Here is a 14,161-nt window from a genome sequence, read left to right as displayed (position 1 = left end):
TTCCAATAGTAAAACGTATTTCGGCTGATCTTCATAGCCGTGCATATCTCGGAGATTGTGTACAGGTCGGCTTCGATGAGCCTTTCGATGCGTGACACCAGTTTTTCGTTGTATTTTGCCATAATGTTAAGAATTAAGAGCCCCTCCCACCTCCCCAAGGGGAGGCTAATTTCCCCTTCGGGGGTTAGGGGGCCGTTTTTCCCTATAGATAATTAATTTCAAATCCGATAACCACTTGCAATCGTTTGCAACTTATTTTTTCTAAAAAAATAATAATAATAAACCCGCTGTTTCTCTTTAATATGTAGCTTTGTTTAGCAAGAACTTATTTAAGCTAAGAACCTCTTTCAACCTAACCATAAAAGCATTAGTGATGAAGATACGATTACACATAACTTATAATACCAATTGGGGGCAGGCATTGTATGTGTTCGGCTCAACTTCCTCTTTAGGAAACTGGGACGAAGACAAAGCGCTGGAAATGACCTGTGTCGCTCCATCAAAATGGTTCATAGAGTTCGATTCCGAAGATGATTCTGTTGAATACCAATATCTGTTGAAAGATAACGGACGGACTGTAAACCGTGAGTGGAACAATCCCCACTTCCTCAAACTCGAAGCAGGGAAGACCTTCGAAGTTCAGGATGTCTGGTATAGCGCTCCTCAACAAAAATTCCTTTATACATCAGGGTTTTCTCAAAGTTTCTTTATGCATGAAGCTACGGAAAAACTGAAATCATATAAAAGATCGATTCTGCTGAATGTAAACTGTCCTTATGTGAAAAAAGGACAGAGCCTGCTGCTTTGCGGAGCATCGGAGGTGTTGGGCGACTGGAAGGTTGAAAAAGCATTGCATCTGCTGCCTGTGAGGTATGGAGTATGGCAGCTGGTTTTAAATGCCACATCGGTAAAAGTGCCGGTGGAATATAAATTAGCCATATACGACAATGCATCTCAAGCGGTCGTTCATTGGGAAGAAGGTTTTAACCGTGTTCTCAATCCATTGTCGAAAGATATCAAAGGCGATGCGGTAAAAGTAGAGTCGATAGAATACTGGTACGGATGGATGGATTGGAAAGCAGCCGGAGTAGCCATACCCGTATTTTCTTTGCGTTCACATGATAGTTTTGGTATCGGTGAGTTTTCCGACCTGAAAAAGATGGTGGACTGGGCTGCCGCCACCGGACAAAAGTTTATTCAGGTATTGCCGATCAACGATACGATAAATACGCATACATGGATCGATTCTTATCCATACAATGCTATTTCTATATATGCACTTCACCCTGTTTACCTGGGATTACACGAATATCCGTTGAAAGATAAAATACAGTTTGATCAATACAAGGCGGAGGCCGCAGAATTAAATGTTTTGCAGGAAATCGACTATGAAAAAGTCCTGGCCCTGAAACAATCCTATCTGGAGTCTTTATTTAAAGAATCCGGCAGAACTGTACTGAAAAGCAAGGAATACCTCGGTTTCTATACCGAAAACGAAGAATGGCTGTTCCCTTATGCCTGTTTTTCATACCTCAGGGATAAATATAGTACGGCCGATTTCAGGTTATGGAAGCAGCATAGCACATTCGATCTTAAAAAATTAAAAACATTTGTAAGCAAAAACCGGGAAGCGAAAGAAGCGGTTGAGTTATTGTGCTTTACTCAATACTTACTCTTTCAGCAGCTCGTCAATGTAAAAGAATATGCGCATCAGCATAATGTTGTTCTGAAAGGTGATATTCCTATCGGTGTCAGCCGCAACAGTGTAGAGGCGTGGGTTGAACCGCATCTGTTCAATCTCGATGTGCAAACGGGGGCACCACCCGATGATTTCTCTTTCTTTGGCCAGAACTGGGGATTCCCTACCTATAATTGGGAAGAGATGGCCAAAGACGGTTACCAGTGGTGGGTAAAACGTTTCCGCAAGATGGCCGATTATTTCGATGCCTATCGTATCGACCATATCCTCGGATTTTTCCGCATATGGGAAATTCCACTCTCTTCGGTTCAGGGATTGCTCGGATATTTTAGTCCCGCTTTGCCTCTCTCGGCTGACGAAATACGTGCGTCAGGTATGTGGTTCGACGAATACCGTATGACCCGCCCGTTCATCCATGAAGCATTTCTAAAAGAAGTCTTCGGAGAATATGCGCAGGAAGTGATTGACAAATACCTGCGTCCGGTAGCATGGCAGCTTTTCGAACTGAATGATATCTGTGATACACAGGTGAAGATAAAAGCTTTGTTTGCAGGCGAGACTGATGCCAAAAGTGCAAAACTGAGAGACGGATTATACGGTTTATGTAACGAAGTCCTGTTTATAAGGGATAAACGTAATCCGGATAAATATCACCCGCGCATCACCGCCCAGTACAGCTATTCATACAAATATCTGGACGAGGGGGAAAAGTATGCCTTTAACCGTCTTTATAATGATTTCTTCTATAACCGTCATAACCAGTACTGGCGCGATCAGGCAATGAAGAAACTGCCTACGCTTATATCTTCTACATCTATGCTGGTTTGTGGCGAAGATTTGGGTATGGTGCCCGATTCTGTTCCGTCTGTGATGAGCGAATTGCAGATATTGAGCCTCGAAATAGAGCGTATGCCTAAACAACGGGAGGTGTTATTCAACAGCCTTCCCAATCTACCATATCTGAGTGTTTGTACTACATCTACGCACGATATGGCTCCTATCAGGGCATGGTGGCACGAAAACCGGGAGCTGACACAGAAGTATTACAACCACGTGTTGTGGAAACAGGGGCCTGCTCCGACCGATTGTACAGCCGATCTGTGCTGTCAGATATTACAGAATCATCTTAACTCACCGTCTATGCTTGCTATACTGCCCTTGCAGGACTGGTTGTCGATGGATGATAAACTGAAAAGGACGGATGCAGAGGAAGAACGGATCAATATTCCGGCTATCTCTCAACATTACTGGCGGTACCGTATGCACCTTTCTTTAGAAGACCTGATTGATGCTGCGGAATTTAATGAAAAAATAAAATCGATGATTACATCATCGGGTAGAAATTAAAAGGCCCCTCCAACCTCTCCGGAGGGCAGGGCTGTTAAGTTCTCTGCTTTGTTCTGTTATTTTCTGCTGTCATCCTGAGTGAAACGAAGGATCTCTTATCTTACAAGAGATGTTTCACTCCGTTCAACATGACAAAGAGGGTATAAGTTTCAGAACTTAACAGCCCTGCCCCGGAGGGGAGGCTAGTTCCCCCTTGGGGGCTAGGGGGCTAATATGTAAATATAAATATTCCATGAAAAAAAACTGTTTAGTCTTATTATTCCTTGTATTTGTTTTTCAATCTCTTCTTGCGATTGATATAAAAACAGTAGATCCGGCTTTTTGGTGGGCCGGAATGAAAAATCCCGAATTACAGATTTTGATTCACGGAGATAACGTGGCAAAATCGGATGTCACTATTACATCTAAGACTGCACGGCTGAAAGAGGTTGTAAAACTGGAGAGCCCGAATTACCTCATTTTGTATCTGGATGTGTCTGACGCACAACCCGAAAAATTCGATGTGGTGTTGCAGCAGGGTAAGAATAAAGAGGTTATCCCTTACCAACTGAAACAACGCAAGTCGGGTTCTGCCGAGAGGGTAGGATTTAACTCTTCCGATGTCCTCTATCTGATAATGCCTGACCGTTTTGCCAATGGCGATCCGTCAAACGATGTGATACCAGGCATGAAAGAAGCCAAAGTAGACCGTAATGAGCAATATGCGCGTCATGGTGGCGACTTTAAAGGGATTATGGATCACATAAACTATATTAACGACCTGGGCGTAACAGCTATATGGCTGAATCCGGTGCTGGAAAACGATATGCCCGAAGGCTCATATCACGGTTATGCTACCACAGATTATTATAAAGTAGACCGCCGTTTCGGTTCGAATGAAGAATTTGTCGCATTGGTAGACAAAGCTCATTCTATGGGGATGAAAATGGTGATGGATATGATCTTCAACCATTGCGGCAGCGAGCATTTTTTCTTTACCGACAGGCCGTCTAAAGACTGGTTCAACTATCCTGAGAAATATGTGCAAACCTCTTATAAAACCACTACCCAGCACGATCCTTACGCATCGGCATCCGATAAGAAACTGGCTATCGACGGTTGGTTTGTGGAATCGATGCCCGACCTGAACCAGCGTAACCGCCATGTGGCGAAATACCTGATCCAGAACAGTATTTGGTGGATAGAATACAGTGGTCTTGACGGAATCCGTCAGGATACACATCCTTATGCCGACTTCGATATGATGGCACGCTGGTGCAAGGAAGTAACGGAAGAATATCCCGATTTCAATATTGTAGGCGAAACATGGCTGAATAATAATGTTGCCATAGCATTCTGGCAAAAAGACAGCAAACTGGCTGCTCCCCGTAATTCCAACCTGCGTAGCGTAATGGATTTTCCTTTGCATGGAGTGATGAATAGCGCGTTCGATGAAGAGACCAATCCATGGGATAAGGGAATGGCACGCATCTATGAATATCTGGGACAGGATATAGTATTTGAAAATCCGCATGAACTGTTGATCTTCCTCGATAATCACGATACATCACGCTTTTACCGAACAGTGGAGCAGACATCCAATCTCGACCGTCTGAAACAGGCGATTGTTTTTTTGCTTACAACCCGTGGAATACCTCAAATTTATTACGGTACGGAAATACTGATGGCAGCCAACAAAGGAGAGGGAGATGGTTATCTTCGCCGTAACTTCCCGGGCGGATGGGCAGGAGACTCAACGAATGCTTTTAGCGCAAGCGGAAGGACTAGCCAACAGAATGAGGCATACGACTATATACAGAAAATACTGAAATGGCGGAAAGGAAATAAAGCTATCTCTAATGGGACATTGAAGCATTTTGCCCCTATGAATGGGGTATATGTTTACGAACGTAAGTACGAAGACAAATCGGTAGTAGTCATACTTAGTGGTTCCGATAGCGAGAAAACGATAGAACTTGCTGCTTATAAAGAAATATTACCTAAGAATGAGGCGAAAGATGTGATTAGCGGAAATATAATAAACTTAAGTGAAACAAGTTTAACAATTAGTCCCAGAAGTGCCTTTATATTAGAATTTTGATTATTTTTATGAAATAATCAAAATTCATTTCCATGAAAAAGGGGCCATTGACTATTAAAGATATAGCAAAAGACCTGAATATATCGACTTCTACTGTGTCGAGGGCATTGAAAGATAATCCGGATATTAGTCCTGAGACAAGAAAAATGGTGCAGGATTATGCAAAAAAGCACAAGTACAAGCCGAATGCGTTGGCTTTGAGTCTGAGGACACAACGTAACAACATAATCGGGGTTATTGTGCCCGAGCTGGCGAATCATTTCTTTTCCGGGGTGTTGTCGGGTATGGAAACAATAGCCGAAGATAAGGATTATCATGTGATCGTTTGCCAGTCGTCCGAAGATTACAACAGGGAGATACGCAATGTACAGACACTCATTAAGGCAAGGGTTTGCGGGGTTTTGATTTCCCAGTCGAAGACAACGACAAACTACGATCATTTTCAGGAACTGCTCGATAATGATATTCCTGTGATCTTTTTCGATCGCATTTGTACGGGCATAGATACGGACAAGGTGGTTGTTGATGATTACTCCGGTACATTCACTGCAGTAGAATACATGATAAAAACAGGCTGTAAGCGTATAGCCTTTTTCACGGCACCGATGCACCTTGAAATATCCAAGAACAGGAAAAACGGATACCTTGATGCTCTGAGGAAATATCATCTGCCTGTGGATGAAAGCCTGATCCGTATTGCCGATACAAAATTATTGGGATACGAAAAAGCAAAGGAAATATTGCAGGAACCAAACCGTCCCGATGGCTTTATGGCGATGAACGATTATACGGCCTCGGGTGTTTTGTTGGCGGCAAAGGAACTTAAACTGAAAGTGCCTGACGAGGTTTCCATATTCGGTTTTTCCAATTCCAATATATCGCAGGATACCGATCCGATGCTTTCCACTATGGATCAGCGTCCGATGGAAGTTGGAAAGCAGGCGATGGAACTATTACTCGAAAAAATTGAGAATCCGGAAAATACTTCCCGGAAAAACAAGATAATAAAAACTTCGCTGATTGTGCGGCAAACAACACGTTCCTTACCAGAGGAATTATAAAGAGTATGCCAAAAATCAGCAAACATGAAACTGAATATACTTGTAACTTGTTTACTCGTAACTTGTAACTATTAATGACCATGAAACAAAAACCAACACTCTCCTTTTGGCAGATCTGGAACCTTAGTTTCGGATTTCTGGGAATTCAAATCGGATATTCACTGCAAAGTTCACAAACCAGTCGTATATTATCGGCATTGGGCGCCGATCTCAGTCATCTTAGCTATTACTGGTTAGCTGCACCCATTGCGGGATTGATCGTGCAGCCGATCATCGGTATGTCTAGCGACCGCACATGGGGCCGGTTTGGGCGTCGTATACCTTTCATCTTAGGAGGGGCTATTGTTTCGGCCTTAGCGATGTTCTTTATGCCGAATTCAGAATTTGTTGCTCATATTATGCCGCCGGTTATATTCGGTGCATTTATGTTGTTGTTCATGGACTGTGCTTTCAATGTTTCCATGCAACCTTTCAGGTCTCTGGTAGGCGATATGGTGAATGATAAACAACGTAATCTGGGTTATTCCGTTCAAAGCCTTCTCACCAATATAGGTTCGGTCGTCGGCTATCTTCTGCCTTTTATACTGACTACTGTATTCCTGATAAGGAACGAACCTTTGGTAAACGGGGTAAATGAAGTGGTGCCTTCTGTAAAATGGGCTTATACTTTAGGAGGGATCTTTTTACTGTTGACTGTATTGTGGACGACTTTCAGAGTGAAGGAATACCCGCCTAAATTATATGACGAATACAATAATATTACTATTGAGGAAAAAGAAAAGAAATCATTTATCCAGATTCTGAAAAGTACGCCTACTACCATGTTGCAACTAGGCGTTGTACAATTCTTTTCATGGTTTGCTCTTTTCCTTTTGTGGGTATATGCAGTAGACGGGATAGCTGAAAATATCTGGCACACAGGAAAAAATACAGCAGAATATAATGAGGCCGGAAATTGGAACGGGGTTCTAGGTGCTGTTTATGGTGCGGTAGCTGCTATTTTCTCTATGTTTATGGCACGTATCGCTACAAAATTTGGCAGAAAGAAAGTATATTCAATGGCTCTGCTGTTAGGAGCATTTGGCTTAGCCTCCATGTTTTTCATCCAGGATAAATACATGCTGATTTTTTCTATGGTTGGCGTTGGTGTAGCCTGGGCTGGTATTCTGGCTATGCCTTATGCCATATTATCCTCAGTATTGCCTGCAAGCAAGATGGGTGTTTATATGGGAATATTCAATGCAACGATAACAATTCCTCAAATTGTGGCAGGACTGACAGGTAGTCTGATCCTTAAATATATCGCTGGAGACAGCCCTATAACCATGTTGCTGGTTGCCGGTGTATCCATGCTCCTGGCTTCATTGTCCGTAGTATTTGTAAGAGACTCCGACGAAATACTCATACCAGGTACAGAAAAATAATATCTTTTATTTAATATAGCCAATTATGAAAAATAACTTATTATTATTTGTTGCATTAATAGCTCTTTTCAGCTATTCATGTGGTAACAAGCCGAAAGAGGCAGAGGCGCCGAAAGAAAAATGTACGGTACAACATCAGGACTGGACTCGTAATGCTGTGATCTATGAAGTGAATGTAAGACAATATACTAAGGAGGGAACTTTTGCGGCCTTCGAGCAACATCTTCCACGTTTGAAAGAGTTGGGAGTAGACGTGCTGTGGTTTATGCCGATACATCCTATTTCTGAAAAGAACCGTAAAGGTACTCTGGGCAGCTACTATGCCGTAAAAGATTATAGGGAAATAAATCCTGAGTTCGGTACAAAAGAGGACTTCAAGAGAGTAGTGGATAAAGCCCACGAATTAGGATTTAAAGTGATTCTGGACTGGGTTGCCAACCATACGGGTTGTGACAATGTGTGGACAACCGGGCATCCAGACTGGTATGTGAAGGATGCTTCCGGAAACTTTAAAAGCCCTTATGACTGGACGGATACTTATGAGCTGAATTATGACAATCAGGAAATGCGTGCCGGAATGCTCGATGCTATGAAATATTGGGTGAAGGACTTCAATATAGATGGTTACCGTTGCGACATGGCTCATGAAGTACCAACAGATTTCTGGAATAACGTGCGTCCTGCATTAGACAGTATTAAGCCGATGTTCATGCTGGCGGAATCGGAAGAATATGATCTGCTCGACCATGCATTCGATGCCAATTACTCGTGGGAACTGATGCATATGATGGCAGATATTTACAAAGGTGAAAAAACGGCAGAAGATATTACTGCTTATTTGCAGAAACTGGATACTATTAAATGTCCTGACGGATACAAAATGAATTTCCTTACCAACCATGATGAGAATTCCTGGAACGGAACAGAATTTGAGCGTTATGGAAAAGCAGTTGATGCTTTTGCTGTATTGACATATACATTGAACGGTATGCCGATGATCTACACAGGACAGGAAGTTGGGCTGAAGAAACGCCTGTCGTTCTTCGAAAAAGATATGGTGCCGTCATGGGCTGAAAACGCAACTACCAAATTCTACAAGAAACTGAATGAACTGAAACATACGCATCCTGCGTTACGTGCCGGAACAATGGGTGGAGAAATCAGGACTTACAGTACCAATTATGGTAAGGAGTTGTTGATCTTCTCAAGGGAAAAAGCAGGGAAGGAAATTATGGTAATGCTTAACTTTTCCGGTAAAAATCTGACTTACTCAAGTAACGATGCTCTGGGACGTATCAATTACCATGATGCGTTTACAGGTAAGCTTGTGGGCAATCTGCCTAAGACTCTTAAAGCATGGGAATACAGAGTACTGGTAAGGGATAATTGAAAATAAATAATAATCGAAAAGGGGCTGTCCCAAAAGTAATTTTTGATTTCTTTCTGTCATCCTGAACGGAGTGAAGGATCTTCTTTTGAGAGTTGAGATTCTTCGTTACACTCAGAATGACAAAAGAAAGTAACACTTTGATAGTGTAATCTTACTTTTGGGACAGCCTCTTTTTTATTTTATAAAGTCAGATATATTTTTTCATACAACTATTTCATCCTTACCCATTTTTCTGTAAATCTGTTTTCCCTTCCATACATTGACATCACTGTATTTTGAAATAATGTGTCATTATTTATTGTTATCTCGATTTTTGCAGTGGTTCCTTTAAACTCTGTATAGTTAGGGGTTGTCATCTCTATGATTTCATATAGGTTATTTCCTTCAATTATATATGTTCCGGCACATGATGCCCTGATTATATCGGACTGATCCATAGTATGCCAGATAAAGTTTTTTCCGGTATAGTGTTTAATCTGTTTCCTGTCAATGGGAACCCCGTTTTCTTCTATAATCATCCAACTCCCTTGAATTGCTGATTTGTTGGACAAGCCGTTAGCCGGATGAGTTTGTTTACTTGATGAACACGAAATGAATCCAACAGATAAAAGTAAAGCTAGAAATACATAATGGAGATTCTTCATAGAGTTAAAAGATTTGTTGATAGTAGATGTTAATTTATCAAATATATAAAAAACAAACAATTGTACAAACTTTACAGTTTCAAATAATAACAGATAATTTTATAGAGATACTATGACTCAGTCCAGACAGAGGTGCTGATAGAAATAAAAATGGCCTGGAATAAATTTCCAAGCCATTCTTTATAGAGATAAAAATTAATTATCCTATTGTAAGTATAGTTACTCCTTCAAGAACAGAATCGCCTTTGTTGGCATTGATAGCAGTTATCTGCCCATCCATAGGAGCCTGAATCGCATTCTCCATTTTCATGGCTTCGAGCATTGCTATAGTCTGGCCTTTTTTCACTGTATCGCCTACATTCACAAGGATATCGATAACGATTCCCGGAAGTGGAGATTTGACTGCACCTACACCGCTTCCTGCCGGCTTGTTGCTTACAGGAGCAGAAGTTGTTGCAGCTTTAGGCGCTGCGGTTGATGTTACAGGTGATTTTACAGCAGGACGCGAAACAAAGGTAACTTCCTCCTCATTGTTTACCAACTCTACTTTGTAAGAAGTACCGTTTACAGCTACTTCAGCAAGAGAGTTATCCATTTTATTTACGGCAACTATGTATTCCTGGCCGTTAATTCTGTATATGAATTGTTTCATAATAATTTTTCGATTTTTATTTTCTTATTGGCTTTTGAAGCATGGCATATCCTTTGTCGGCCCAAGGCAAATAATCTTTCGACACATGTTTTATCGTCAGAACATTACTTTCCACGTCATGTTGGTCTTGCATATCGTATATAGCCATGGCGATAGCTGCTAAAACGTCTGTAGGTATTCTTTCTTCACTCATTTTTCTTTGGTTTACTAGTTTTTAGTTTTCTGGTTTACTAGTTTTTTTGACTAGTAAACTAGTATACTTTAAAACTTGTGTACTTATTATAGAGGCAGGTTGTCGTGCTTCTTAGCCGGATTGGCTTGCCTTTTTGTCCTTAATTGTTCCAAAGCACGGATCACACGGAAGCGTGTGTTACGCGGTTCGATAACATCATCGATATAACCATAGCGCGCGGCATTGAAAGGATTACAGAATAACTTGTTATATTCTTCTTTCTTAGCGGCAAGAGCTTCAGCAGGGTTTGCAGCGTCTTTGATTTCTTTAGCATAAAGAACTTCAGCAGCGCCATCGGCACCCATTACTGCGATTTCGGCAGTTGGCCATGCATAGTTGATGTCTCCGCGAAGTTGTTTACAGCTCATCACAATGTGAGAACCTCCGTAAGATTTACGAAGTGTAACTGTTACTTTAGGCACAGTAGCTTCTCCATAAGCATAAAGAAGTTTTGCTCCGTGAGTGATCACACCGCCGTATTCCTGTCCTGTTCCCGGAAGGAATCCAGGTACGTCGACCAGTGTTACCAACGGAATATTGAACGCATCGCAGAAACGTACGAAACGTGCGGCTTTGCGTGATGCATTGATGTCGAGTACTCCTGCCAGGTATTTAGGCTGGTTAGCTACAACACCAACTGACTGTCCGTTCATGCGGGCAAAACCGATGATGATGTTCTTTGCATAGTTGGCATGTACTTCAAGGAATTCACCGTTATCAATAACAGCTCCGATCACTTCATACATATCGTATGGCTTGTTCGGATTGTCAGGGATGATTTCGTTAAGAGAATCTTCCATTCTTGCGATAGGGTCGGTGCATTCTCTGCGAGGTGCTTCTTCCATATTGTTTTGAGGAAGGAAGCTGTATAATTGGCGGATCAGTGAGATACCGTCGTCTTCATTTGATACGGAAAAGTGAGCTACACCCGATTTTGTAGTGTGTACGCTTGCTCCACCCAGTTCTTCCTGTGTTACGTCTTCACCTGTTACAGTTTTTACAACTTTAGGACCTGTAAGGAACATGTAAGAAGTACCTTCGGTCATTAGTGTGAAGTCAGTCAGTGCAGGAGAATAAACGGCACCACCGGCGCAAGGTCCGAAGATACCTGAAATTTGAGGAATAACCCCGGATGCAAGGATATTACGTTGGAAAATCTCAGCATACCCTGCCAAAGCATTAACACCTTCCTGGATACGTGCACCACCCGAGTCGTTGATTCCGATCACCGGAGCACCTACTTTCATAGCTGTATCCATTACTTTACAAATCTTCAACGCCATAGTTTCGGAAAGTGATCCTCCGATAACGGTGAAGTCTTGTGCGAAAACGTAAACCAGACGTCCTTCGATGGTTCCACATCCGGTGACAACACCGTCACCAAGGAATTTTTGTTTGTCCATACCGAAGTTTGTGCTGCGGTGTTCAACAAACATGTCGAATTCTTCGAAACTACCTTCGTCAAGTAACAATGCTATACGTTCGCGTGCAGTGTATTTGCCTTTTGCATGCTGAGCTTCTATTCTCTTCTCACCTCCACCAAGACGGGCTTTGGCGCGAAGTTCCATTAGCTCTCTTACTTTTTCAAGTTGGCCCATGTTTTTATATTTTAAATTCTGATTAAAATTATGCTGTTTGTAACATGAAAAATGACTTTACAGCGTTTTTTAATCGGGGAAAGTCATTTTCGTATTTTATTTGTTAGGTTTTTCACAAAGTTCTGTGAGAACGCTTCCTGTTGATTTCGGATGAAGGAAAGCGATACTCAGGCCTTCTGCTCCTCCGCGAGGTGCTTTGTCTATCAGCTGTACACCTTTCGATTCCATTTCGGCAAGGGCGTTAGCTACTCCGTCAGCCACGCTGAACGCAATGTGGTGAATGCCTTCTCCTTTTTTCTCAATAAATTTAGCGATTGTGCTGTCAGGGCTTGTCGGTTCGAGAAGCTCGATTTTTGTTTGACCTACTTTGAAGAATGCGGTTTTTACTTTTTGGTCTTCCACAACTTCGATGTTGTAACATTTTAAACCTAAAACTCCTTCGTAATAAGGTAGTTGTTCTTCAATGCTTTTTACAGCAATACCCAGATGTTCAATGTGAGAAATATCCATGATTTAATTGAATAAAAAGTTATTATTTAGTTCCGCGCAAAGGTAGTATTAAATTATAAGACAAAGAAATTATAATTATAAAAAAACTTCACAAATGCACAGATTTGCGAAAAGTGTGCATTTGTGTGATTTTGTTATTTTATGATAAAGACGGAAACAAAAAATATATATCGCGTGTTTAATTTATGACTAATTGTCCCATATAGATAAATCTCTGTGACTCACCTGTATGAATATACCAGATTATTAACTTTTATTTGTAATAATGTAAATGTTTTTTGCCGGAAGAGTCAAATGAAAGTATTATCTTTATTGTGGAAGTTTAGCAGATGTATTAACTTTTAAAGTAAAATGTTATGGGAAGAGCTTGTACTTTAAAAGCAGGGGATGTCATCTATAGGGTAGACCCCCGGTCGTTGTCCATAAAAGTTTTCAAGATTAGTGCGCCGGATGAAGTTTATAATTTTACTGCTACTACATACGAGAACTTTTCGATGGTTTGTGAAAAAAAACGTTTTCAGTTACCGAAAAACCTGCTGTTTCCTTTAGAGTTTAAAGGACGTTTGTATTTTCTGACTGAACAAGAAGCCAATAGTTTTATAAAAAGCCAGGTTGGCTTATAAATGTTTTTTTGTTGATAAAGGCAGATTATCCTGCCTGCCACAAATAAAGAAAGAGACTGCTGAGTAATCAACAGTCTCTTTCCTTTTTATAATAATTGTATTAATTCATTTTTATTACCTTCCCCGAACCGGATATGGACTTGTCTATTTCCGGGTCGCCCTTATACTGTACGTTCCCACTGCCCGAAACACTTACCTTAAGGTATTTTTCGGCATGTACAAAGAAATTTCCGCTACCCGAAACGCTACAATAAACTGTATCGGCAACCATTTCTGCGGCTTTTACTTTACCGCTGCCCGAAATAGCGCAGTCTACAGTTCCAGCCTTGCCGGTAAGATTAATATCTCCTGAGCCCGATACCCTTGAGGTAACCGATCTGGCAACCAGGCTGTCGCATGTAATATTGCCACTGCCCGATACTTTGAACTTAAACTCGTCGGTAACCAGTTTTCCTTTTATCTGGGCTTTGATAGACCCGCTCGCGCTGATTCGGCCCAACTCTTTCGAGTTTGTATAGATCTCGTATTTTGTAGGGCTTATGCTTGTTTTATTTTGCTGCTTGATAGTCAATGTGCCATTTTCTGATTTCACTTCCAGCAGCGGATACAGATTCTCGTCTATTTCGATGCGGAGATAAGGAGTTGTGTCGTTTTTCTGTTCATATACCAGAGTTGCCCCTCCGCTAAATTCGATGGCGTCGTAGTCAGATATGCTTATCTCATTACTGACAATGTTACCGTCCCCTCTGATCGACCTGAAATTACATGCCTGAAAAGAAATGGATAATAAAATGATTGCTAATGTGTAAATAGTTACTTTCATAATTTTAAGTTCTAAATGGTTGTTATTTTCTGATATGACGCAGCTTTGTTGGTTTCGGTTACAAAAAAAAGGAATCTT

At 41.3% G+C, this 14,161-nt stretch carries 12 protein-coding genes; 6 read left to right on the top strand and 6 right to left on the bottom strand.

The window, feature by feature from the left end; translation table 11 throughout:
• Positions 1-373: 373 nt before the first annotated feature.
• From GGR21_RS10420 to GGR21_RS10400, 5 genes are all read left to right on the top strand, one after another.
• The gene (locus GGR21_RS10420) at positions 374-3,046 is read left to right on the top strand and encodes a 4-alpha-glucanotransferase (protein WP_183307156.1); all 2,673 of its coding nucleotides are present in this window, start codon (positions 374-376) and stop codon (positions 3,044-3,046) included.
• Positions 3,047-3,278: 232 nt separating this feature from the next.
• Positions 3,279-5,126 (top strand): glycoside hydrolase family 13 protein, encoded by a 1,848-nt coding sequence (locus GGR21_RS10415; protein WP_183307155.1) that lies wholly within the window; start codon positions 3,279-3,281, stop codon positions 5,124-5,126.
• Positions 5,127-5,158: 32 nt separating this feature from the next.
• Positions 5,159-6,187 (top strand): LacI family DNA-binding transcriptional regulator, encoded by a 1,029-nt coding sequence (locus tag GGR21_RS10410; protein WP_183307154.1) that lies wholly within the window; start codon positions 5,159-5,161, stop codon positions 6,185-6,187.
• 80 nt (positions 6,188-6,267) lie between these two features.
• Positions 6,268-7,611, top strand: coding sequence for an MFS transporter (locus GGR21_RS10405; RefSeq protein WP_183307153.1), 1,344 nt, complete (start codon positions 6,268-6,270; stop codon positions 7,609-7,611).
• Between the two features lie 25 nt (positions 7,612-7,636).
• Positions 7,637-9,001: an alpha-amylase family glycosyl hydrolase gene (locus tag GGR21_RS10400; RefSeq protein ID WP_183307152.1), complete on the top strand. Its 1,365-nt coding sequence runs from the start codon at positions 7,637-7,639 to the stop codon at positions 8,999-9,001.
• A gap of 209 nt (positions 9,002-9,210) precedes the next feature.
• On the opposite strand, the gene GGR21_RS10395 is transcribed toward GGR21_RS10400, so the two are convergent.
• The 5 genes from GGR21_RS10395 to mce all read right to left on the bottom strand — a co-directional run bounded on the left by GGR21_RS10395 (position 9,211) and on the right by mce (position 12,637).
• Positions 9,211-9,645: a hypothetical protein gene (locus tag GGR21_RS10395; protein ID WP_183307151.1), complete on the bottom strand. Its 435-nt coding sequence runs from the start codon at positions 9,643-9,645 to the stop codon at positions 9,211-9,213.
• A gap of 199 nt (positions 9,646-9,844) precedes the next feature.
• A complete protein-coding gene (locus tag GGR21_RS10390; RefSeq protein ID WP_183307150.1) occupies positions 9,845-10,297 on the bottom strand; it encodes a biotin/lipoyl-containing protein in 453 nt (150 codons plus the stop codon).
• Positions 10,298-10,313: 16 nt separating this feature from the next.
• Positions 10,314-10,490 carry a hypothetical protein gene (locus tag GGR21_RS10385; protein ID WP_183307149.1) on the bottom strand — a complete coding sequence of 59 codons (177 nt, stop codon included), beginning with the start codon at positions 10,488-10,490 and terminating at the stop codon, positions 10,314-10,316.
• Positions 10,491-10,576: 86 nt separating this feature from the next.
• A complete protein-coding gene (locus GGR21_RS10380) occupies positions 10,577-12,127 on the bottom strand; it encodes an acyl-CoA carboxylase subunit beta (protein ID WP_183307148.1) in 1,551 nt (516 codons plus the stop codon).
• Positions 12,128-12,223: 96 nt separating this feature from the next.
• The gene (gene mce / locus GGR21_RS10375; protein ID WP_183307147.1) at positions 12,224-12,637 is read right to left on the bottom strand and encodes a methylmalonyl-CoA epimerase; all 414 of its coding nucleotides are present in this window, start codon (positions 12,635-12,637) and stop codon (positions 12,224-12,226) included.
• A gap of 356 nt (positions 12,638-12,993) precedes the next feature.
• Here mce and GGR21_RS10370 point away from each other — a divergent pair, with 356 nt between their 5' ends.
• On the top strand, positions 12,994-13,260 hold the full coding sequence (locus GGR21_RS10370; RefSeq protein ID WP_183307146.1) for a hypothetical protein: 267 nt from the start codon (positions 12,994-12,996) through the stop codon (positions 13,258-13,260).
• 100 nt (positions 13,261-13,360) lie between these two features.
• On the opposite strand, the gene GGR21_RS10365 is transcribed toward GGR21_RS10370, so the two are convergent.
• Positions 13,361-14,083: a head GIN domain-containing protein gene (locus GGR21_RS10365; RefSeq protein ID WP_183307145.1), complete on the bottom strand. Its 723-nt coding sequence runs from the start codon at positions 14,081-14,083 to the stop codon at positions 13,361-13,363.
• Positions 14,084-14,161 lie beyond the last annotated feature (78 nt).

Source organism: Dysgonomonas hofstadii (assembly GCF_014196915.1).
Classification (GTDB): Bacteria; Bacteroidota; Bacteroidia; order Bacteroidales; family Dysgonomonadaceae; genus Dysgonomonas; species Dysgonomonas hofstadii.
This window is presented reverse-complemented; position numbering and strand designations above follow the sequence as displayed.

What these genes read in the sequence shown, in the direction of transcription:
- GGR21_RS10420 (WP_183307156.1), top strand. Translation starts at nt 374, where the DNA reads ATGAAGATACGATTACACATAACTTATAATACCAATTGGGGGCAGGCA.
- GGR21_RS10415 (WP_183307155.1), top strand. Translation starts at nt 3,279, where the DNA reads ATGAAAAAAAACTGTTTAGTCTTATTATTCCTTGTATTTGTTTTTCAA.
- GGR21_RS10410 (WP_183307154.1), top strand. Translation starts at nt 5,159, where the DNA reads ATGAAAAAGGGGCCATTGACTATTAAAGATATAGCAAAAGACCTGAAT.
- GGR21_RS10405 (WP_183307153.1), top strand. Translation starts at nt 6,268, where the DNA reads ATGAAACAAAAACCAACACTCTCCTTTTGGCAGATCTGGAACCTTAGT.
- GGR21_RS10400 (WP_183307152.1), top strand. Translation starts at nt 7,637, where the DNA reads ATGAAAAATAACTTATTATTATTTGTTGCATTAATAGCTCTTTTCAGC.
- GGR21_RS10395 (WP_183307151.1), bottom strand. Translation starts at nt 9,645, where the DNA reads ATGAAGAATCTCCATTATGTATTTCTAGCTTTACTTTTATCTGTTGGA.
- GGR21_RS10390 (WP_183307150.1), bottom strand. Translation starts at nt 10,297, where the DNA reads ATGAAACAATTCATATACAGAATTAACGGCCAGGAATACATAGTTGCC.
- GGR21_RS10385 (WP_183307149.1), bottom strand. Translation starts at nt 10,490, where the DNA reads ATGAGTGAAGAAAGAATACCTACAGACGTTTTAGCAGCTATCGCCATG.
- GGR21_RS10380 (WP_183307148.1), bottom strand. Translation starts at nt 12,127, where the DNA reads ATGGGCCAACTTGAAAAAGTAAGAGAGCTAATGGAACTTCGCGCCAAA.
- mce (WP_183307147.1), bottom strand. Translation starts at nt 12,637, where the DNA reads ATGGATATTTCTCACATTGAACATCTGGGTATTGCTGTAAAAAGCATT.
- GGR21_RS10370 (WP_183307146.1), top strand. Translation starts at nt 12,994, where the DNA reads ATGGGAAGAGCTTGTACTTTAAAAGCAGGGGATGTCATCTATAGGGTA.
- GGR21_RS10365 (WP_183307145.1), bottom strand. Translation starts at nt 14,083, where the DNA reads ATGAAAGTAACTATTTACACATTAGCAATCATTTTATTATCCATTTCT.